Source organism: Microcoleus sp. PH2017_24_DOB_U_A (assembly GCF_020738205.1).
GTDB lineage: Bacteria > Cyanobacteriota > Cyanobacteriia > Cyanobacteriales > Microcoleaceae > Microcoleus.
The window spans coordinates 1-21,121 of the sequence record NZ_JAEQCT010000066.1; the positions used below are offsets into that span (position 1 = coordinate 1).

13 protein-coding genes are annotated in these 21,121 nt (G+C 47.4%); 9 read left to right on the forward strand and 4 right to left on the reverse strand.

What is annotated here, in order from left to right; genetic code table 11:
• Window positions 1–60 precede the first annotated feature (60 nt).
• Together JGK07_RS19085 and JGK07_RS19090 are read right to left on the reverse strand one after the other, a co-directional pair.
• Complete coding sequence (locus JGK07_RS19085) at window positions 61–294, reverse strand: hypothetical protein (RefSeq protein ID WP_293193264.1); 234 nt, start codon at window positions 292–294, stop codon at window positions 61–63.
• Window positions 295–514: 220 nt separating this feature from the next.
• Window positions 515–5,251 (reverse strand): glutamate synthase-related protein, encoded by a 4,737-nt coding sequence (locus JGK07_RS19090; RefSeq protein WP_293226615.1) that lies wholly within the window; start codon window positions 5,249–5,251, stop codon window positions 515–517.
• Window positions 5,252–5,387: 136 nt separating this feature from the next.
• On the opposite strand from JGK07_RS19090, the gene JGK07_RS19095 reads away from it, so the two are divergent.
• Together JGK07_RS19095 and JGK07_RS19100 are read left to right on the forward strand one after the other, a co-directional pair.
• Entirely contained in the window at window positions 5,388–5,600 is a 213-nt protein-coding gene (locus JGK07_RS19095) for a hypothetical protein (protein WP_293193262.1), read from the forward strand.
• A 282-nt stretch (window positions 5,601–5,882) separates the two neighbouring features.
• Window positions 5,883–8,198: a phosphodiester glycosidase family protein gene (locus JGK07_RS19100; RefSeq protein ID WP_293242686.1), complete on the forward strand. Its 2,316-nt coding sequence runs from the start codon at window positions 5,883–5,885 to the stop codon at window positions 8,196–8,198.
• A 176-nt stretch (window positions 8,199–8,374) separates the two neighbouring features.
• On the opposite strand, the gene JGK07_RS19105 is transcribed toward JGK07_RS19100, so the two are convergent.
• On the reverse strand, window positions 8,375–9,202 hold the full coding sequence (locus JGK07_RS19105) for an alpha/beta hydrolase (protein ID WP_293193260.1): 828 nt from the start codon (window positions 9,200–9,202) through the stop codon (window positions 8,375–8,377).
• A 60-nt stretch (window positions 9,203–9,262) separates the two neighbouring features.
• Between JGK07_RS19105 and gcvH the strand changes: the two genes are divergently transcribed.
• From gcvH to JGK07_RS19120, 3 genes are all read left to right on the forward strand, one after another.
• The gene (gene gcvH, locus JGK07_RS19110) at window positions 9,263–9,652 is read left to right on the forward strand and encodes a glycine cleavage system protein GcvH (protein ID WP_293184463.1); all 390 of its coding nucleotides are present in this window, start codon (window positions 9,263–9,265) and stop codon (window positions 9,650–9,652) included.
• A gap of 340 nt (window positions 9,653–9,992) precedes the next feature.
• On the forward strand, window positions 9,993–12,992 hold the full coding sequence (gene gcvP / locus JGK07_RS19115) for an aminomethyl-transferring glycine dehydrogenase (RefSeq protein ID WP_293242683.1): 3,000 nt from the start codon (window positions 9,993–9,995) through the stop codon (window positions 12,990–12,992).
• Window positions 12,993–13,388: 396 nt separating this feature from the next.
• Complete coding sequence (locus JGK07_RS19120; RefSeq protein WP_293226753.1) at window positions 13,389–15,218, forward strand: serine/threonine-protein kinase; 1,830 nt, start codon at window positions 13,389–13,391, stop codon at window positions 15,216–15,218.
• Window positions 15,219–15,868: 650 nt separating this feature from the next.
• Here JGK07_RS19120 and JGK07_RS19125 read toward each other — a convergent pair.
• Window positions 15,869–16,825, reverse strand: a complete 957-nt coding sequence (locus tag JGK07_RS19125; RefSeq protein ID WP_293242680.1) for an IS630 family transposase — start codon at window positions 16,823–16,825, stop codon at window positions 15,869–15,871.
• A gap of 248 nt (window positions 16,826–17,073) precedes the next feature.
• Between JGK07_RS19125 and JGK07_RS19130 the strand changes: the two genes are divergently transcribed.
• From JGK07_RS19130 to JGK07_RS19145, 4 genes are all read left to right on the forward strand, one after another.
• Window positions 17,074–17,313 carry a hypothetical protein gene (locus JGK07_RS19130; RefSeq protein ID WP_293226692.1) on the forward strand — a complete coding sequence of 80 codons (240 nt, stop codon included), beginning with the start codon at window positions 17,074–17,076 and terminating at the stop codon, window positions 17,311–17,313.
• 77 nt (window positions 17,314–17,390) lie between these two features.
• Window positions 17,391–17,810: an endonuclease domain-containing protein gene (locus tag JGK07_RS19135; RefSeq protein ID WP_293226688.1), complete on the forward strand. Its 420-nt coding sequence runs from the start codon at window positions 17,391–17,393 to the stop codon at window positions 17,808–17,810.
• A 194-nt stretch (window positions 17,811–18,004) separates the two neighbouring features.
• Complete coding sequence (locus JGK07_RS19140; RefSeq protein ID WP_293226685.1) at window positions 18,005–19,372, forward strand: protein kinase; 1,368 nt, start codon at window positions 18,005–18,007, stop codon at window positions 19,370–19,372.
• A complete protein-coding gene (locus JGK07_RS19145) occupies window positions 19,372–21,081 on the forward strand; it encodes a glycoside hydrolase family 44 protein (RefSeq protein ID WP_293242678.1) in 1,710 nt (569 codons plus the stop codon). The genes JGK07_RS19140 and JGK07_RS19145 overlap by 1 nt, the downstream gene beginning before the upstream one ends.
• Window positions 21,082–21,121 lie beyond the last annotated feature (40 nt).

A 21,121-nucleotide genomic window follows, 5' to 3' on the forward strand; every position in this document is an offset into this window, starting at 1 on the left:
TCCGAGAGTTCAACTCTTTTCCGTTGTTGGTTAGAGTTGGATTAGCTATGTACGGACTGTTTACCGTGATTTGCCAATCAACGAGTCGCACTTAGATTTAGGTTGTTGAGTTCGATAGTCTGGGTGTTGCTGCTTGCGCTCTAAGAGCGTTTTCCGAACGAATGCCAGCACTAAGCTGGGCACACTTCTGAACTCGGAATCAGCCCATTCTTGCAAAACCTCATATTCTTCGGGGTTCACTCGGATGGTGATTACAGGCTTTTTGGAAGGCATTGCTTGTTTGCTCGCATACATTAATACCCATTATCTCTACTCTTTACCTTCAAACACTTGTCCTCGGGTAATACACCTGTCTTCATATAGCTTTAAAAGTTGCTTATGTTAACAGGTGTTACACCTGACATTTAGTATAACACCGCAGCGTTGCGATCGACTCTACAGCTCAAAAACCCAGAATAATTATCAAAAAAGGGGCAACTCGCGTCACCCCTCATCTATTTAACCAGCCGCAAAATTAAACTTCCACAGCAATCTTTTGTTCCGAAGCCTCCGGCGAATTCGCTTCACTTGGCGGCACAACTTGCCAGAACTTCGGCAAATATTCCGACCAATTTGCGAGAATCTTCGCGGCTTTTTTGCTGCCCGTTCGATCGCACTGCATCTCAATCAACTCCTTCAACTGCGCTTCCCCAGCGGCTGTAGAAACCCGCTGCATCTTGACAATCTCCCCGTTGACGTGAGCCGGGAAATTGCCATCTTCATCGAGGAAATAACCCAAGCCGCCAGTCATTCCAGCGCCGACGTTCCGGCCGACTTTTCCTAGGACGACGATCACGCCACCAGTCATGTACTCGCAACAGTGATCGCCTGCACCTTCAATGACTGCTTTCGCCATTGAGTTACGCACCGCAAACCGTTCGCCCGCTTTACCCGCAGCTAACAGGGTTCCGCCCGTCGCGCCGTACAAGCAAGTGTTGCCAACGATCGCATTTTCGGCTGCATCATACGTCGCACCAATCGGCGGTTTGATCGCAATTTCGCCACCGTGCATCCCCTTACCAACGTAGTCGTTAGCTTGGCCAGACAGTACCAGCGTCATCCCCGGCAAATTGAACGCGCCGAAGCTTTGGCCCGCGCTACCCGTGCAGTTGAGGGTAATTTCACCGCTAAAGCCGGTGTTGCCGTGTTGCAGCGCGATCGCACCTGATAAACGCGCTCCCACAGTGCGATCGGTATTTACCAATGTTACATTCTTGCTGACAGTGCCGTGATTGCCGATCGCACTTTGAATCTCAACATCCGCCAACAATTCGTCATCCAGCACAGGCCCGTTGGTGTGAATGTCGCCGTGGACTAAGAAAGATCGATCGCCCTTAGTATCCGGTAACTTCGTCAAACAATCCAAATTAATCGCTTGAGTTTTAGTTAGTTTCACCCCATCCCGCATCTTCAGCAAATCCGCGCGGCCGATGATATCTGCGATCGACTTATAACCCAACTTCGCCAACAAACTCCGCACTTCTTCTGCTACGAAATAGAAGAAATTAACCACGTGTTCCGGCGTTCCGGGGAACCGTTTCCGCAAGTGTTCCTGTTGAGTTGTGACGCCCACAGGACAACTATTCATGTGGCAAACGCGAGCCATAATGCAGCCTTCGGCAATCATTGCCACGGTGCCGAAACCGTACTCTTCGCCGCCCATCAAAGCGCCGATAATTACGTCCCAACCAGTTTTGAAGCCGCCGTCAACGCGCAGTAAAACTCGATCGCGCAACTTGTTCTCAATCAGCACTCGGTGAACTTCGGTCAATCCGAGTTCCCACGGAGAACCTGCGTGTTTAATCGAACTAAGTGGAGACGCACCGGTGCCGCCGTCGTGGCCGGAAATTTGAATCACATCAGCATTTGCCTTCGCAACGCCCGCTGCTACAGTGCCGATACCGACTTCCGATACCAACTTCACCGAAACACCCGCTTTCGGATTGATTTGATGCAAGTCAAAAATCAACTGCGCCAAATCCTCGATCGAATAAATGTCGTGGTGAGGAGGAGGCGAAATCAAAGTGACACCCGGTTTCGATCGGCGCAAATAGGCGATGTACTCGCTCACTTTCGGCCCCGGTAATTGACCGCCTTCACCCGGTTTCGCACCTTGTGCGACTTTAATTTCGATTTGTTTGGCGCTCATCAGATACTCAGGAGTTACCCCGAAACGTCCTGAAGCTACCTGTTTGATGGACGAACAGGCTGTATCGCCGTTCTGCAAACCTTTTAAGTGAGGTAGGGTTTGTGAGAAACCGGCCGCGCTCACATCGTTCAGCACATTGTATCGAATCGGGTCTTCGCCGCCTTCGCCGGAGTTGGATTTGCCGCCGATGCGGTTCATTGCAATGGCGAGTGTTTCGTGGGCTTCCGGCGACAAAGCGCCGAGAGACATTCCGCCGGTGGCGAAGCGTTTGACAACATCTGCTACAGATTCGACTTCTTCGATGGGGATGGAAGGGCGATCGCTCGCAAAGTCGAGCAAATCTCGTAAAGCCGTAACCGGGCGGTTTTCTAGCTGTTTTTTGTAAACCTCGTAATGATCGTAAGCCGTTTTTGCTTCAGTGCGAGCGTCCCCGCTCGCGGCGGGAGAGACTTCGGCCCCGTTACCGTTACCGTTAGTATCAGCCTTAAATGTAGCCACAGCCTTGTGCAAAGCCTTGGCCATTTCCGGGCTGTTCATGTGATATTCGCCACCTCGGCGGTACTGCACGAAGCCGAAGTTTTCCAGCTTTTTCTGGAGTAATTCGGGGAAAGCCTGAGAGTGGAAAGACATTACCTCGTTAGCAAGTTCAGCGATACTCAAACCGCCGATTCGAGACACAGTGCCTTTGAATCCCAAATTGAGCAGATCGGCGCCAATGCCGATCGCCTCAAAGATTTGCGCGCCTTGATAGCTAGACAGCAGCGAAATCCCCATTTTCGACATAATCTTCAGCAAGCCGTTTTCTACCGCTGTGCGATATTTAGCTTGAGCCTCAGTGACGGTAATCTTGGGAACTTTGCCATGTTCCATCAAATTTTGAGTTTTGGTGTCAAACCACCAGCCGCGCACGCTTTCCAGTGCTAAATAAGGGCAAACTGCGATCGCGCCGTAACCAATCAAACACGCGAAGTGGTGAGTGCTCCAGCACTGCGCCGTATCCACAACCAGCGAAGTTTGCATCCGCATCCCGACGCTAATTAAGTGGTGGTGAACTGCACCAACTGCTAGCAAGGGGGGAATGTAAGTGCATTCATCACTCAATCCCACAGCAGCAGATTCGCCTTTTTTCTGCGATGGTCGATCGCTCAAGATCAGAATTCTTGCGCCCGATCGAATTGCCTCCACAGCATCTTGACAAAGTTGCTCGACTGCGCTTTGCAAGCCAGCAGGCCCGGAAGTAATTTTGTAAAGAGTTGACAGTTGCTTTGCAGGGAAAGACTTTTGGTCTTTCAAGAAAGACAGTTCACCGTCGTTGAGTACGGGGGAATCAATTTTTAGCAGCTTGGCATTTTCCGGTGTTGCTTGCAGTAAATTGCCGCGCAAACCCATATTCATTGTCAGCGACATCACCATCCCCTCGCGCAGGGGGTCGATCGGCGGATTTGTCACTTGAGCAAACCGCTGTTTGAAATAGTTATAAAGTAACTGAGGCTTTTCTGACAACACAGCTAAGGGAATGTCATCGCCCATGCAGAAAGTCGGTTCTTTTCCAGAACTTGCCATCTCCACAATTACCATATCCAAATCTTCGGCGGTGTAGCCAAAAGCAGTTTGGGTGGCTAACAGGGCTTGCGAGTCGAGGGTTGCGGTTTCGGCAAAAGGCTGAGGTTGCAAGGTTTCGCGGTGTTGTTTGAGCCATTCGCCGTAGGGGTGGCGCTTCGCAATCCGCTGTTTTAGCTGCCAATTTTTGAGAATTTCCTTGGTTTGCAAGTCCACTGCAATCATTTGTCCGGGCCCCAAGCGGCCTTTTTCGACGATATCTGCTTCGGGAATATCGACAACTCCGGCTTCGGAGGCGACAATTACCAAACCGTCTTTAGTAATGCAGTAGCGGGCTGGACGCAAACCGTTGCGATCGAGCGTAGCACCTACTTGCTTGCCATCGCTAAATACCAACAGCGCCGGGCCATCCCAAGGTTCTTGAATACCGCTGTAATATTCGTAAAAATCGACAATTTCGGGATAGGGAACCAAATCCGGCTGATTTTTGTAGGCTTCGGGCACCATAATTGTCAGCGATTCCAGGGGCGATCGGCCGGAGTGCACCAACATTTCCATCACGTTGTCCAAGTTTGCCGAATCGCTGCTTTCGGAGTTGACAATGGGATTGAAGGTGTCGATGTCGGCTTGACTCCAATTCGGGTGAGATAAATTCGCTTGTCGCGCTTTCATCCAGGTAATATTGCCCAACAGCGTATTAATTTCGCCGTTGTGTCCCAGCAAGCGCATGGGTTGGGCTAGGTGCCAGCGGGGCATGGTGTTGGTGCTGAAGCGGCGGTGATAGACGGCAAAGGCGCTTTTATAAGCGGGATTTTTCAGATCGAGGTAAAATTCTCCGAGTATTGCCGATCGCACCATGCCTTTATAGACGATCGTGCGGGAAGAAAAAGAGCAACTATAAAAGTCTTGGCGGGTGAAGCCTGGGCGATCCGATAGCGAGTGTCCGATCGTGCGGCGGGCGAGAAATAACTGTCTGTCGAGCTCATCTCCGGCTAAGTTTGGTGAACTTACAATGATTTGTTCGATTTGAGGTTGATTTTCCCGTGCTTGCGGGCCCAAAACCGACGGTACAACGGGAACTTTCCGCCATCCCACCACAGTGAAACCGCGTGCTTTCACAACTTCCTCAACCACCTGCCGCGCGGTATTGGCTTGACTTTCATCTTGAGACAGAAACATCATTCCTACCCCGCAGTTTTCCTGTGGTGGAGGCACAATTCCCTGTTCGGCAAACCAAGTATGCAACAATTCCCAAGGAATTGCAGTCATCAAACCTGCGCCGTCGCCAGAATCGGAGTCTGCACTGCAACCGCCGCGATGTTCCAGACAAGTTAAGGCTGGGAGGGCTTTTTGAATAAGTGAGTGCGTAGCTTCGCCGCTTTGATTGGCAATAAACCCCACACCGCAGGCATCTCTTTCTTCCACTAACCAGTTTTGGCCGGCAAATGGAGTTCCTCGCTCAGTTTGATGCACGTTGCTGTTTAGATCGATCGTGTTACCCATGTTGATTGAATGTTATTTCTGTGATTGTGTGGTTGATTTGTTTTTATAGCTCGGAGAGAGAATGCTGCCGAGCGGTGGGAGTCTAGTAAATCTTAAAACAGCACATAGCAAGCTGATTCGATAAAAATTTACGTAGATGCTTCCTGTACGTAACGCGGAAACCCTGTTTGGAGATTTTAAATTATCTCGATCGCATCGCTTCGGAGATATCTCGCAAAATACGCTGCGGTTAAAAAGCAGCGATCCTTTGATAAATTGCCGCCCTGCAACTAGATATATTGGGGGCGATCGAGTTTTTTGCGTGTTTTTTCCTGAGTCCGCTCGATCGCCTTGCAGCGAACATCAGTAAATAGTAACTTTAGCTTTATTTTGTTCACTGCGGTGTTTAGTTGCTTTCGTCAGCGCCCCAGACATAAAAGACACCTGCTCGCGGGCGTGAGTAGGTGCAAGTAGTGTTGTAGCAGCGAGGCTCACAACTAATTAAACCCTGCCTTAATATTATGCAACTAACTACAGCCAACTACACAGCCAAAGAAATTAAGATTATCCAATAAAATTAGAATTTTTTACCGTTGTGCTATAAGACAGGCGTTTTTGAAGGTTAATGGTTTTAGGTTTCCAGAATAAAAAAATGCACATTAGACAAAAACGGCTAGTAGCAGCTAACAGAAGGCGATCGAGTGTTTGGCCCTGGATATTGTCAGTGTCGATTTCGCCCGTACTGGCGACGATCCTTCTGTACTCAGTCTGGAATCAACCTGCAACAGCCCAAGAGAGTCGGAGTGGCACAGGCATCTTGCCTGTGGCCTCTGGGGGCATCTTGCCTGTGACTGAGGGCGGGCTAGAAGCCCACCCCACAAAGAAAGGCTTGATAAATGGTGACACAGGCATCTTGCCTGTGGCCTCTGGGGGCATCTTGCCTGTGGCCTCTGGGGGCGGGCAAGATGCCCACCCCACAAAGAAAGGCTTGATAAATAGTGGCACAGGCATCTTGCCTGTGGCCTCTGGGGGCGGGCAAGATGCCCACCCCACAAATAGCTTGATGGATAGTGGCACAGGCATCTTGCCTCTGTCCAAGAATAGTGCAAAGTCTGAGTTAAAACTGATGACTCAATCTATACCGCCAGTTGCCACAATCAAACAAGGTCGCCAAATCTCCCTCAACGGGCGGATCATTCCCTTAGCTTGGACTCAACAGCCAACAAATAACACTTCTACTAATTTCAGAACTTGGATTGCGGATGTTGGCTTAATGCAATCTGCCGGAGTCGATTTGCTGTCCACCGCCGACAGTACCAAACAACCTGTACAGTGGTTTTCCGTATCTTTAAGTAATGCTCAAAGTTTGACAGTGCGATCGACTGGTGCGTATCGTTACTTAGATATTACCGATTTTGCTAAACTTGCCGGCTGGCAAATATCGATCGACAATAATCTCCTAAAAATCACCACTCAACCTGCGAATGTCACCGGAATTCGGCAAGCAGCCAGAGAAACGGGCGATCGCATTGTTCTAGATCTCGATCGCGCCGCCCCGTGGCAAGTTAACTTTGTGGATACACCCAGCCCATCACCAACAGACGACCCCACAAAACCCGCTATCCCTTTGCAGGTCAGCCCCGTAACACCAAACCTCGAAACACCAGACGACCCGACAAAACCAGCATTCTCGCAGCCGCTAGCACCCATACAGGCGATCGCCAGTCAAGAATGGTCGATCGCGATCGATGCCAAAGTCGATCGCACTTTGGGCGATCGCATTTTTGTAACCAGTCAGCAATTGCGATCGCTAAAAATCGAACCTGCGGGGAATCAAACCAGAATCAAAGTACAAATTCCCTTAGGTTGGCGGCCGCAAGTTTTCAGTTTAGGAAATCCCCATCGATTAGTAATCGACATTCGCCCCGACTCGTTAGTAGAAAAAGACATTGCTTGGGCGGCGGGAGTTCGATGGAGACAACAGTATCAAAATTTAGGAACAGCGCGTTTCCCGGTATATTCCTTAGAAGTGAATCCGCGTCAATCCGGCATCAAAATTCGACCGTTGTTGAGCAATCCGCCGACAGAGAAAGGTAGTGCACCTTTATTACAAACAGCGGAACTTTCGGGAACGGCTGCTGCAATTAATGCCGGATTTTTCAATCGCATCAATCGACTAGCTTTAGGTGCGATTCGGCGGGATACGAAATGGCTTTCCGGGCCGATATTGAATCGCGGGGCGATCGCTTGGAACGATCGAGGCGAATTTGCGATCGATCGTTTAACTTTGCAAGAAACTTTGATAACTTCAGCAAATCAGCGTTTATCTATTTCCCAGTTAAATAGTGCCTACGTGGAATCGGGAATCGGCCGTTACAATCCAGATTGGGGAGGGACTTATACTCCGTTTTCCGACGATGAAATAGTTGTCACAGTTGCGGGCGATAGAGTTGTCAGTCAATCCCCCGGAGGTGCCACGGGAAAAACCAATTTTCCAATTCCAGGAAACGGTTATATTTTAGCTTTGCGTTCCGATTTGTCTCCTGCATCCCAATTGCTAGCAGGAAATTTATTGCGTTTGGAAACTAACACAATTCCGGCTAATTTCAACCGCTTTCCCTACATTCTCGGTGGCGGGCCGGTGTTGGTAAAAAACAGTCGAGTGGCTGTGGATGCGAAGGCGGAAGGCTTTAGCGATGCGTATGTTCGACAGACGGCGATTCGGAGTGCGATCGGGCGCACTGCTGCGGGGAATTTGCTAATTGTAGCTGTGCACAATCGCGCGGGCGGGGCCGGCCCAAATTTCGCGGAACTGGCGCAGATATTGCAGCAAATGGGTGCTGTGGAGGCTTTAAACTTGGATGGGGGAAGTTCGACAAGTTTGTATTTGGGAGGCAGTTTGCTCGATCGCCCGCCGTCTACTGCTGCGAGAGTCCATAATGCGATCGGCATTTTCATTCAACCTTAAATAAATCGAAAAAAAAGGTTCGATCGTTCGGACTTCATATCAAATCCGGTAGCATGGGAATTGTTAATCTCTCTATTCTCTCTGTGTCCTCTGCGTTCTCTGCGGTTAAATCATTCCGATGCAACCGGAAACGATATCAGTCCTTCTTTCTGAGGACTCAAGTCCTGACTGCAAACTTAATTGGCGATCGCACCAACAAACCTTCGCAAAGTCGTAGCATAGCGATCGCCAGCGACCTCCATTAAATCGTTGTGTCCGGCGCGATCGACCCAAAAATTAAGTTTCGGCTGCTTAGCAGCCGCAAAAAGCTGCTCTCCGTGCCAAAACGGCACCACCCGATCTGCCTTACCGTGAATTACTAAAACGGGCGATCGTACTTTACCAATTTTATCAACATTCACAAACTTATCAAATGGCAAAAGCGGAATCTGCGTCAACACCCGAAAAACCGAAACAAACGAACTTTCAACCACCAAACCGCCCACAGATTGCCGCGAAGCCAAATCAATAGCCGGCCCGCCACCAACAGAACGTCCGTACACAATAATCTGCTTAGGCGGAACTCGCAACTGTTCGGTTAAATAACCGTAAGCCGCCGAACTATCGCGATAAACATTATACTCAGAAGGCTTTCCCTGACTCGTACCGTAACCTTGATAATCGTAAGCAAATACAGCAAACCCGCTATCTCGAATCTCTCGCAAAACCGACCAAATATATCCCAAATCCTCTGCATTGCCGTGACTGTAAAGTATGGTATATTGGGCTTGGGGGTTCGGAAAATGAACAGCAGAAATTTTCAGACCATTAGCTGAGCTAAGTTTAATGATTTCGCTGGTATCCTGGTAGCCAGCAGCGGGAGGTTGAAAAATCAACCTGTCTGAAAAAAAGACTGCGTAAAGACACAGAAAAGCGTAGATAAAAATTATAGAGCTAAAGACTCGTTGGACAGAGAATTCCCCGAAAAGTAAAAGGTTCATATTTTTTTTATTCCAATTTGCCATAACTCAATGCCCATAATTTAATAAGATTTAATTGAGACTTTGTTCATTGCGAGAAAAAACATGGCACTACAATACCCCGATGACCTAAAATACCTAGACACTCACGAATACATCCGACTCGAAGGGGAAATAGCCACGATCGGCATCAGTTCCTTTGCAGTTGACCAACTCGGTGATATTGTGTTTCTAGATTTGCCTGAAGTCGGTGCAGGGTTGGAAAAGGGCGAACCATTCGGTACAGTCGAGTCAGTGAAAGCAGTTGAAGACTTGAAAGCGCCTGTGACTGGTACAGTCGTAGAACGCAATGATGACATTATAGAGTCTCCCGAAAACTTGGCTGAAGATCCCTACGGCGCTGGCTGGTTTCTGAAAGTGCGCGTTGACAACGCTAGCGATGCGGATGATGCTTTGTCGGTTCAAGACTATCGCAAAATGGTAGAAGGGGAATAGGGCATGGGCCAAACAGGGCATGGGGCATGGGGTTCCTTGATTCTTCCACAATCCGCCAGGGGTTGAAACCCACGGGGCTTTTAGCACAAGTCGTCTAAAGACGACTGATACCAAATCCGACTTAAATACCCCTTTGATCTCTTCGCCAGCTAAAGCAGACTTCGTTTAACTCGCTTTGCGGTTTCAACCACCGACTTTAATCTACAGTCGTCTTCAGACGACTTCTGCTATGAGACAGGGGTTTCAACCCCTGTCGGACTTTGATAGACGCAGAAAATCTTCCTTGTTCTCTTTGCGAAATGTTACAAAGTAATAAGAAATCCATTCAGGAGAATCAGCCTTGGTACTCTACAGCCCGCAAATTGAACCCAACCAACAGCAAAACCTTTCCCCCATCGACGGTTTTGCGGGAAGACATATTGGCCCAACACCCAGCGAAATCCAGCAAATGCTAGATGTTTTGGGTATTTCCAGCCTCGATGAGTTAATTGACAAAACGATTCCAGCGGCGATTCGCATGAATCAACCCCTACAACTTCCCGCAGCCAAAAGCGAGTACGCTGCTTTGGCAGAATTGAAAGAAATTGCTGCTAAAAATCACGTATTTCGATCGTACATCGGGACAGGATATCACAACTGCATCACACCCCCAGTTATCCAGCGCAATATCCTCGAAAATCCGGGCTGGTATACAGCCTACACTCCCTACCAAGCCGAAATTGCCCAAGGGCGATTAGAAGCTTTGCTGAATTTCCAAACCATGATAATCGAGCTCACGGGTTTGGAAATTGCTAACGCTTCCTTGCTGGATGAAGCGACTGCGGCTGCGGAAGCTATGGCGGTGAGTTACGCCGCTAATAAAAATAAAGCACAAGCGTTTTTTGTCTCGCAAGATTGTCACCCTCAAACCGTGGAAGTGGTGCAAACTCGCGCTAAACCGCTGGGAATTGAAGTGATTGTCGGCGATCATCAAAGCTTTGAGTGCGATCGTACTATCTTCGGTGCACTTCTGCAATACCCAGCCACCGATGGCGCAATTTACGACTATACCGATTTTATTCGATCGGCACATCAAGCCGGCGCCTTAGTCACAGTAGCCGCCGATATTTTGAGTCTTTGCATCCTCACACCCCCCGGCGAATTCGGCGCTGACATAGCCGTAGGAAGCACCCAGCGCTTCGGAGTGCCGATGGGATTCGGAGGGCCCCACGCAGCCTATTTCGCGACGCGAGAAGAGTTTAAACGGCAAGTTCCAGGGCGAATTGTTGGCGTTTCCAAAGATGCTAACGGCAAATCTGCTTTACGTTTGGCTTTGCAAACTCGCGAACAGCACATCCGCCGCGAAAAAGCAACTAGCAATATTTGTACCGCCCAAGTTTTGCTAGCAGTGATGGCGAGTATGTATGCTGTTTATCACGGCCCGTCTGGACTCAAACAAATTGCCGAACAAGTACGCAGCTTAACCGCAATTTTAGCATCTGGCCTTTCCAGTTTTGGATACGCAATTGGCGATCGACCTTTCTTCGATACTCTCCGGGTAGAATTGGGAGATAAACCGCTATCGGAAGTTCTCCAAGCCGCTCAAAATCGCCACATTAATCTGCGGGTGTTCGATGAAACAACCGTGGGGATTACTCTGGATGAAACTGTCACGGCGGGCGATGTCAAAGAGTTGTGGAAAATCTTTGCACGGGAGAAGGATTATATCAGGGGTGACGGCGAGAATTCTCTGAGCGTTCCGCTGAATGCAGACGCCTTCACTTCCTATATGATGTTACCTGAGTTTTGCGATCGTACAACCAGTTATCTCACCCATCCAGTTTTCAACAGCTACCATTCCGAAACTGAACTGTTGCGCTATATGCACCGTTTAGAAGCCAAGGATTTATCGCTAAATACATCGATGATTCCCCTAGGTTCATGCACGATGAAATTGAATGCCACAGCCGAGATGGTTCCCGTGACATGGGCGGAATTTGGTAACATACATCCCTTTGCACCGCGCAACCAAACTCGCGGCTATCAAATGATGTTCGTGCAACTCGAACAATGGCTAGCCGAAATCACCGGTTTTGCCGGAATTTCCTTACAGCCAAACGCTGGTTCCCAGGGCGAATATGCGGGATTGTTAGTAATTCACCAATACCACGAACACCGAGGCGAATCTCACCGCAATATCTGTTTAATTCCCCAGTCAGCCCACGGTACAAATCCGGCTAGCGCGGTGATGGCGGGGATGAAAGTAGTTGCTGTCGAGTGCGATTCCCAGGGCAATATTGATGTCGCCGACTTGCAAAAGAAAGCCGACAAACACAAAAATGAATTAGCTGCTTTGATGGTAACATATCCATCTACCCACGGCGTGTTTGAGTCGAAAATCAAAGAAATTTGCGAGATTGTCCACAACTGCGGCGGACAAGTTTATATGGACGGGGCTAATATGAATGCTCAAGTTGGTTTGTGTCGCCCCGGTGATTTTGGTGCTGATGTTTGTCACTTGAATTTGCACAAAACTTTCTGTATCCCCCACGGTGGTGGCGGCCCCGGCATGGGGCCGATTGGAGTCATGTCTCATTTGGTGGAATTTTTGCCTTCTACTGATACAGAATTAAGAACTTACCCCCCCCAACCCCCCCTTGCTAAGGGGGGGAGCAAGATAGAATCGTCCCTTGGTAAGGGAGGCGGTGAAATATCGCAATCAGTTGGTGCTGTTTCGGCGGCGCCTTGGGGAAGTGCGAGCATTTTGACTATTTCTTGGATGTACATTCGGATGATGGGAGGAGTTGGTTTAACTGAGGCAACGAAGGTAGCAATTCTGAATGCGAATTATATGGCGCAACGGTTAGAATCCTATTATCCGGTTTTGTACAAAGGGAAATCTGGTTTAGTCGCCCATGAGTGTATTCTGGATTTGCGACTTCTCAAAAAAACCGCAGGGATTGAAGTCGATGATATCGCCAAACGCCTGATGGATTACGGCTATCACGCGCCGACAGTTTCTTGGCCTGTCGCCGGTACGGTGATGGTGGAACCGACGGAAAGCGAATCGAAGCAGGAATTAGACCGTTTTTGCGATGCGATGATTGCGATTCGTGGGGAGATTGCCGAGATTGAAAATGGCAATGTTGACGCGCAAAATAACGTCTTGAAAAATGCGCCACACACCGCAGAATCTCTGATGGTTGATGAGTGGAATCATCCTTATACTCGCGCCGAAGCTGCTTATCCGACTCCTTGGACTCGCGAACATAAGTTTTGGCCTGCGGTGGGCCGGGTAGATAATGCTTTTGGCGATCGTAATTTTGTCTGTTCTTGTCTGCCAATGGAGGCTTACACTTAAGATTGAAACCGGGTTTTTGCCAAAATTAAAACTGTCACCTAAATCTCGGAAAAAACCCGGTTTCTGAACCTCGCGCAAAGCCCCAAGAAACCGGGTTTTTGCGACAATACCCCACTAAAACCCTAAATCTCGGAAAAAACCCGGTTTCTGGCCTCACGCGAAGACTCCAAGAAACCGGGTTTTTGCGACAATACTTGATTGCAGCCCAAAATCTCGAAAAAACCCGGTTTCTCCACCTTACCCAAGGCCTCAAGAAACCGGGTTTTTATGAGAATTTTCGCCACCGCCGACAACCTCCGAAAAAACCCGGTTTCTCACCCTCACCCAAAGCCCCCAACAAAATTCCCCCATCTCAGCTATAATCAAAACCATCCTCTCCATCCCCACAAACCCGCCATGAGGCACTGGCCCCCCGGACAACAAATCCACAACGGCAAATACATCATCGAAGCCATCCTCGGCGGCGGCGGATTCGGAGTCACCTACCGCGCCCAACAACCCAAAGAAGGCAAAGTAGTCGCCATCAAAACCCTAAATGCCAACGTTCAAGGTAAGCCAAACTTTCGCGAATACCAAACCAAATTTGTCAACGAAGCATTATCTTTAGCAAGATGCAGCCATCCCCACGTCGTCCAAGTTTACGAAGTATTTCCCGAAATGGCAGGAAATATCGAATTGTGGTGCATGGTGATGGAATTAATCGACGGCACTAACTTAGCAGAATATCTCGAAGATAACGGCATTTTGTCCGAAGCGAAAGCTTTGCCAATTATTCAACAAGTCGGAAGCGCCCTGAGTTTTGTCCACCAGAAAAAATTTACTCATCTCGATATTAAACCCCAAAATGTTATGCTCAGAAAGCGGGGTTTTGAAGCAGTTTTGATTGATTTCGGCTTAGCGCGGCAGGTTACAGCGCCGGGGAAACTGAGGACAAATAGTAATTCCGGTACTGAGTGCTACGCACCCATTGAATTATTAGAAAAACGCGCCGAACTTGGTGCTTATACAGATGTTTATTCCCTAGCAGCAACGCTTTATGTCATGTTGACTGGTGAGTTGCCCTTTCCGTCGCAATTCAGAAAGCAAAATATTCCTTTAACTCCGCCGAAGCAGCACAATTCTGAGATTAGCGACAGGGTGAATGTGGCGATTATGAAAGGGATGGAGTTGGAACCGCAAAATCGCCCGCAGTCGGTGCAGGAATGGTTGGATTTGCTGATACCAAAACCAGTGGCTGCTGAGACTACGCGGGTGGTTTCAGCCGTGGGGATGGATTATACAAATTTGCAGAATTTATTGGCGTCTAAAAAGTGGCGAGAAGCCGATGAGGAAACGGCGAGAGTTATGTTGAAGGTGGCGGGTAGGGAGAAAGAAGGAGGGCTGAATACAGAAAGTATTGATAATTTTCCCGGCGAGGACTTGCGTACCATTGACCAACTTTGGGTAAAATACAGCAATGGGCGCTTCGGCTTTAGCGTGCAGAAACGCATTTATAAAAGTCTGGGGGGAACTAGGGAGTATGATAGTGAGGTTTGGGAAAAGTTTGGCGATCGGGTAGGGTGGAGAAAAAATAACAAATGGCTGTACTACAAAGACCTCACTTTTTCAGAGAAAGCGCCAGAAGCTCACCTCCCACTTCGGAGTGGATGGGTGGGGTGGCGGTTGGGGGTGGGGTGGGTGGTTCTCTTCTCTCGCGTCAATACAGAAAGTATTGTGCTCAAACAGATGGCTGTTGAGGTGAAGTTGGTTTCAACAGTGGGAATGGATTATACAAACTTGCAGAATTTATTGGCGACGGGTAAGTGGAAAGAGGCGGATGAAGAAACCGCAAGAGTGATGTTAAAGGTGGCGGGTAGGGAGGAAAAAGGATGGCTGAATATAAAGGATATTGAAAAATTCCCCTGCCACGATTTGCGTACCATCGACCAACTTTGGGTACAATATTCAAACGGTCACTTTGGCTTTAGCGTGCAGAAGTGCATCTATCAAAGTCTGGGGGGAACCACACAATACGATACAGAAGTTTGGTATAAGTTTGGCGACAAGGTAGGCTGGAGAAAAAAGGACCAATGGCTGTACTACAACGACCTCACTTTTTCAGAGAAATTACCAGAAGCTCACCTCCCAATGGGGTGTTTTTTGAAGGGAGTTGGGAAGTTGGAGAAGTTGTTTGGGTGGGGGTTGGTCTCTTCTTTCTCGTCGAGACTTGTAAAGTGTAACATCTAAGCGTTTCAGGATTTCATAAAGATTTATAACAAAGCCCAAAACCACGAAGCCATGCCCTGTCTACGTTTCCGACGGGCTTGTGGGGACATAACGAGCAAATAATCAAAGTAAAATCAATCTCAGAAACCGGGTTTCTGCGATAATTTACGCATCATCACCCACATTCAGGAAGAAACCCGGTTTCTACCTCCCCACCAACAGCTTCCAAACTCCATAAGCACCGCGCAAAATCTAAGAAACCGGGTTTCTGCGAGTATCTAAACATCCTCACCGAGATTTAGGAAGAAACCCGGTTTCTGAGCACCGCGCTACATCCAAGAAACCGGGTTTCTGCGATAATTTACGCATCATCACCCAGATTCAGGAAGAAACCCGGTTTCTGTCGCCCAACCAACAGCCTTTAAGAATCGAAGCAAAGCCAAAGAATACTTACAGGAATTACGCACTACGTCCAAAGAAACCGGGTTTTTATTGAATCTGTGACGGGAACGATATATTGTTGTAAAAAACCCGGTTTCTGAACTTACGCATTGTGGCCAAAGAAACCGGGTTTTTATTGAATCTGTGACGGGAACGATATATTGTCGTAAAAAACCCGGTTTCTCAACCCCCCGCGTCCAGGACTATAGCTGTTTGTGTTATAGCCTTTCTCAGAAAGATGAGGTACAATAACAGCAGTGTGTAAACCAGTTAAAAATATTTGATGATGTAACTTGACCCAACGCCAACTCTATGGCTTTGGCTAATTCTTGATAATTAGGTGTCTCGATCGAACGGAGAATATTTTTAAGCTTTGACCACAGATTTTCAATTGGTGAAAAATCTGGTGAATAAGGAGATAACAATATTAATTTTGCCCCTTTTTTTTCGATAGCTTTTTTCACTTCGTCTCCCAAGTGAATGGGACAATTATCCATGACTACACAAGCCCCTTTCCATAGTTTTGGCACAAGTTTTCTGATAATAAAAGCTTCAAATGTAATTGCATCAGTTCCGCCTATTAGATTAACCGATGTCAAAATTTCAGACACTGACATTGCTCCAATTATTGAGACATTTTGACCACGTTTAGTTGGCTTTGGCCCCTTGGCTCTCTGACCTTTCAAAGCTCTAGCATATAATCTAACCATTGCCAAATTAACTCCAGATTCATCAATGAATATTAAGTCTTTCAAACTAATCTTTTTAATTTTTTCCCAGAACTCACATCGCAGTATTTGGACTCGCTCTGTGCCTTTGCCTGAAGGGAATAGAGTCTTTTTTTTGACGGTAATATCTAAGAGTTTTATCATTCTTGCTATTGTCGATATACTAACAGAAAATCCAATTTTTCCATAAAGTAAATAACGAAGTTCTTCAAGAGTGGCATCATTATTTTCTTCAATCAATTTCCCCAATATGAGTAGTTGCTCTGCATTCAGTTTGCCTTTGACTCCACATCGGTCAGTTCGGGGAGTAATATTTTTTGTTTCACGATATTGTTTAAGCAATTTTTGTACAAAGCTGAGGGCTACAGAAAAACGCTTAGCTATTGCTTTTTGTGAAATCGGTTCAGTATGATAAGTATCAAGAATTTTTTGCCGAAAATCAATCGAATACGTTTTCATTTTTCACAATGTATGAAGAGGAGTACAAGTAAACGTGTTGTGAGTCAACTTCTTCGTGCTGTCAGAACAATGCTATTATGTGTTATATCGCTTCCGCTGGGCTTTACTGAACCATATAATTATAGTTCATTCGATCGCGTCTTATCTGTTTGATCCTCATGAGTAAGTGTCAGTAACATCATACCTCATCTTTCTGAGAAAGGCTATATGATATATTGAAAAAGCAGATTTTACTGAGAGGTGAATCAATGCCAACATTAACATTAACCGATGAGCAAGTAATTGAATTAGCTCAAAAATTACCCGATCGCAAAAAACACGAATTATTAAAACTATTGCTGATGCAGCCTTGGGAATCTTGGGCAAAGTTAACCCATGATAGCCCAGAAAAAGCGAGACAAGCTGCTGCACAAAGGGGAAAAGACTGGGATGGAATGACAGAGGATGAACGGGAAGAATTCATTGATGAATTATTGCATGAGGACTAACTCTTACTCCCCCCCTTAGCAAGGGGGGGCTGGGGGGGGTAAAATACCAGTAACCAACAATAAAATCCTATATAACAATGACAAAACTCTACAACAGAAGCTCGGAAAAATTCAAGCGGCAGAAACTTCGCAGAGAAATGACAGAAGCTGAAAAGCAGCTATGGAAACGTATCAGAAACAGACAGCTTGAAAATTGTAAATTTCGCAGACAATATAGTGTAGCAGCATTTGCGATCGACTTCTACTCGCCGGAAATCAAGTTAGCACTAGAAGTTGATGGTGACAGTCATTTTGTGGATGGTGCTGTAGAATATGATGCAGAAAGGCAAGAGTTTATTGAGTCGGCAAAAATTCATTTTTTGAGGTTTACTAATGATGATGTTTATCATAATTTGGATGGGGTTTTAGAGGTGATTGTGGAGGGGATTAAATCGTTGAGAACATCGGGTGTTTTACCCCCCCAGCCCCCCCTTGGTAAGGGGGGGAGCAAGAGTTAATCCCCCTTGGTAAGGGGGGAGCAAGAGTTAGGAGGGTAGATTAAATTACATCGTTTATTGCATCAACTCTTTTACCCCCCCCAGCCCCCCCTTGGTAAGGGGGGGAGCAAGAGTTAGTCCTTTGTTAAGGGTGCGGAGCAAGAGTTTCGAGCATCCAAATCCCAAATTGAATAATCCAAAATCTATAAATCTATATGACTTCAAAAGTTACCCTCACCATCACCGCAGGCAATCTCAAAGGCCAAGAATTCAGCTTTGATACCCGCACAACTTGCATTATCGGCCGCGCCAAAGATTGCTATCCCAATATTCCCGACGACGAAAAACACCGCACGATTTCTCGCTATCACTGTTTGCTAGATATCAATCCTCCCGATATCCGCGTGCGCGATTTCGGTAGCAAAAATGGTACTTTTGTGAATAGCAAAAAAATTGGTCAGCGAGAAGCACATCAATCTCCCGAAGAAGCTGCTCAAATTCAATTTCCAGAGTACGACTTGCAAGGGGGAGATGAATTTACACTCAGCGATACTTCTTTTCGAGTTGCTGTTGCTCTTGACCCGGAAATTGCCAAAAATCTCCAACAACAATCACCCCCAATCATTCCCTCAAATCAAGCCAATCTGTGGGAAATGTTGAAAGCTTTTCTGTTCAAAGCTGTGGGTGGTAAAAATAATATTGGAACTCTCGGCGATTATGTTTTGCTGAAGGAGTTGGGTAAGGGTGGTTTTAGTTTGGTTTATTTGGCGCGACACAAGCAGACAAACGAAGAAGTCGCGCTGAAGGTGATGTTACCAAAGGTAGCGGCGAATCAGCGGGCGGTGAATTGGTTTTTGCGGGAAGTTGATAATACTAAATGTTTGAAGCATCCGAATGTGGTAGGATTTAAAGAGTCGGGTTATGCTGATGAAACTTTCTTTTTTACGATGGAATACTGCGAGGGTGGTAGTGTTGTTGATTTGATGGCAAAACGCGGTGTGAACACTTTGCCGATCGCCGAATCTGTAGCTATTATTATACAAGTGTTAGATGGTTTGATTTATACGCATAATGTGGAAATCCCCAATGTCAGATTGGCTGATGGTAGTTTTGCAAAGGGACAGGGTTTGATTCACCGGGATTTGAAGCCGGGGAATATTTTTTTGGCGAATATTGGCGGCAAACAAGTTGCTAAGATTGGGGATTATGGGTTAGCAAAGGCTTTCGATCAAGCTGGTTTAAGCGGTTTAACTATGAGTGGTAATGCTGTTGGTACGCCGTGTTTTATGCCGCGACAGCAAGTGCTTGATTATAAGTATGCGAAACCGGAGGTTGATGTTTGGGCGGCGGCTGCTTGTTTGTATGTGATGATTACGGGATATTCGCCTCGCAATTTTGCAGGATTAGACCCGTTTCGTGCTGTTTTGGATAATGATGCGGTTCCGATTCGCGATCGCACTTCGTCAATCCCTCAACCGCTAGCTACTGTAATCGATCGCGCTTTAATCGACAATCCTGAAATTTATTACAAAAATGCAGTAGATTTTAAACAAGCTCTATTAAACACTATATCACAAAATTAATGAATCCACGATTTTTATGGCGATCGCCCTCCAACAAACCACGCTGGATTATCCTACTATTATTAGGCGTTTTGGCAGCTTTGGCAACGATCGCCACTGCGGCCTACTTCAAAAGCGCGTTAGCGAAGCTGGCCGTAGGCATCGCCCAAACAGCCAGTCCCACCTTATCTGTAGACGTGAGGGCCGATCGCCATTCCATCAGTCCCGACATCTACGGTATGAACGATTTTGCCATAGATCCGGCCCTCGCCAAAGAGTTGCGAATTCCGGTGGAACGCTGGGGCGCCAATCACACTAGCCGCTACAACTGGTTAGTCGATTCTTCCAACGTCGGCGATGACTTCTTTTTCGTCGGCGGCGGCGACAACAAAAACCCCATTCCCGGCGATTCCACTGACAAAATTGTCAAAACTAACCGCAATAACGGCAGCAAAAGCATCGTTACCATCCCGATGATAGGCTATGTAAATAAGTTTAGCACTTGGAACTGCGGTTTTAGAGTATCCAAATACGGCGCGCAAGAAAAAACCAATCCCTACATTTTTCCCGAAGGCGATAAGTGCGGGAATGGGAAGCGTCCCGACGGCACTTTAATTACTAATAATAACCGCCTTGATGTTAGTATTGTCAGTAACCCAGATTTCCAAAAAGCTTGGGTTCAACATTTAGTTAAAACCCACGGTACTGCCGCTAAGGGCGGCGTGCAAATTTATCAAATGGACAATGAACCAAGCGGTTGGGGAAACACTCACCGCGATGTTCATCCAGAACCGACAAGTTATGACGAATTGCGCGATCGCACTTTCCAATATGCGTCAATGGTAAAAGCCACAGATCCCACCGCTAAGGTACTCGGGCCATCGGATTTTGGCTGGCCGGTTTATGTGGATTCTGGGGTAAAGGGCGATCGCGAAAAACACGGTGGCGTCTGGTTCGCGCGGTGGTACTTGCAGCAAATGCGCGCCTACGAACAGCAAAAAGGTGTTCGCATCCTCGACTATTTCGACGAACACTACTATCCTGTCGTCGATGACCTCTGTTTGGCTAATTGTCCCGCCGGCGATGCTAAGACGCAAGCAGCCCGATTGCGATCGACTCGTTCTCTGTGGGACAGCACTTATACTGATGAAAGTTGGATTGGTAAATACAATCCGCCGCTAACAATTATACCCCGGTTTCGAGAATGGGTCAAGCAAGATTACCCAGGTACAAAAGTCGCCATTACTGAATACAATTGGGGCGGTTTGGAGTCGATGAACGGTGCCTTAACTCAAGCCGAGATCCTGGGGATTTTTGGGCGGGAACAACTGGATTTAGCGACGCTGTGGGGGCCTCCCAAGTCTTCGGAACCGGGGGCTTATGCCTTCCGAACCTACATGAATTATGACGGTAAGGGCAGCAAGTACGGGGAGACTTGGGTGCGATCGCAAAGTACAGATCTGGGACAATTGTCAATCTACGGAGCACAACGCACTCAGGATGGTGCTTTGACGCTGGTAATCATTAACAAAACCAGTAAAAACTTGACCAGCAACTTGAGTCTGAAAGGCTTTAACCCAGGTGCCAAAGCTCAAGTTTACACCTACAGCGAGGCGAACTTGCGGGCGATCGTCCGTCAGAACGATTTAAGTGTCAGCGCTGCTGGCTTTCAGGCAACTTACCCAGCTAATTCTATTACTTTGGTTGCCATTCCGAAAGCGAAGGCTTAGTCAGTTGTCAAATCCACTAGCATTGGAATTTTTACTGTGG

Coding starts and splice junctions, on each gene's coding strand:
- JGK07_RS19085 (WP_293193264.1), bottom strand. CDS start 294: ATGTATGCGAGCAAACAAGCAATGCCTTCCAAAAAGCCTGTAATCACC.
- JGK07_RS19090 (WP_293226615.1), bottom strand. CDS start 5,251: ATGGGTAACACGATCGATCTAAACAGCAACGTGCATCAAACTGAGCGA.
- JGK07_RS19095 (WP_293193262.1), top strand. CDS start 5,388: ATGCTTCCTGTACGTAACGCGGAAACCCTGTTTGGAGATTTTAAATTA.
- JGK07_RS19100 (WP_293242686.1), top strand. CDS start 5,883: ATGCACATTAGACAAAAACGGCTAGTAGCAGCTAACAGAAGGCGATCG.
- JGK07_RS19105 (WP_293193260.1), bottom strand. CDS start 9,202: ATGGCAAATTGGAATAAAAAAAATATGAACCTTTTACTTTTCGGGGAA.
- gcvH (WP_293184463.1), top strand. CDS start 9,263: ATGGCACTACAATACCCCGATGACCTAAAATACCTAGACACTCACGAA.
- JGK07_RS19120 (WP_293226753.1), top strand. CDS start 13,389: ATGAGGCACTGGCCCCCCGGACAACAAATCCACAACGGCAAATACATC.
- JGK07_RS19125 (WP_293242680.1), bottom strand. CDS start 16,825: ATGAAAACGTATTCGATTGATTTTCGGCAAAAAATTCTTGATACTTAT.
- JGK07_RS19130 (WP_293226692.1), top strand. CDS start 17,074: ATGCCAACATTAACATTAACCGATGAGCAAGTAATTGAATTAGCTCAA.
- JGK07_RS19135 (WP_293226688.1), top strand. CDS start 17,391: ATGACAAAACTCTACAACAGAAGCTCGGAAAAATTCAAGCGGCAGAAA.
- JGK07_RS19140 (WP_293226685.1), top strand. CDS start 18,005: ATGACTTCAAAAGTTACCCTCACCATCACCGCAGGCAATCTCAAAGGC.
- JGK07_RS19145 (WP_293242678.1), top strand. CDS start 19,372: ATGAATCCACGATTTTTATGGCGATCGCCCTCCAACAAACCACGCTGG.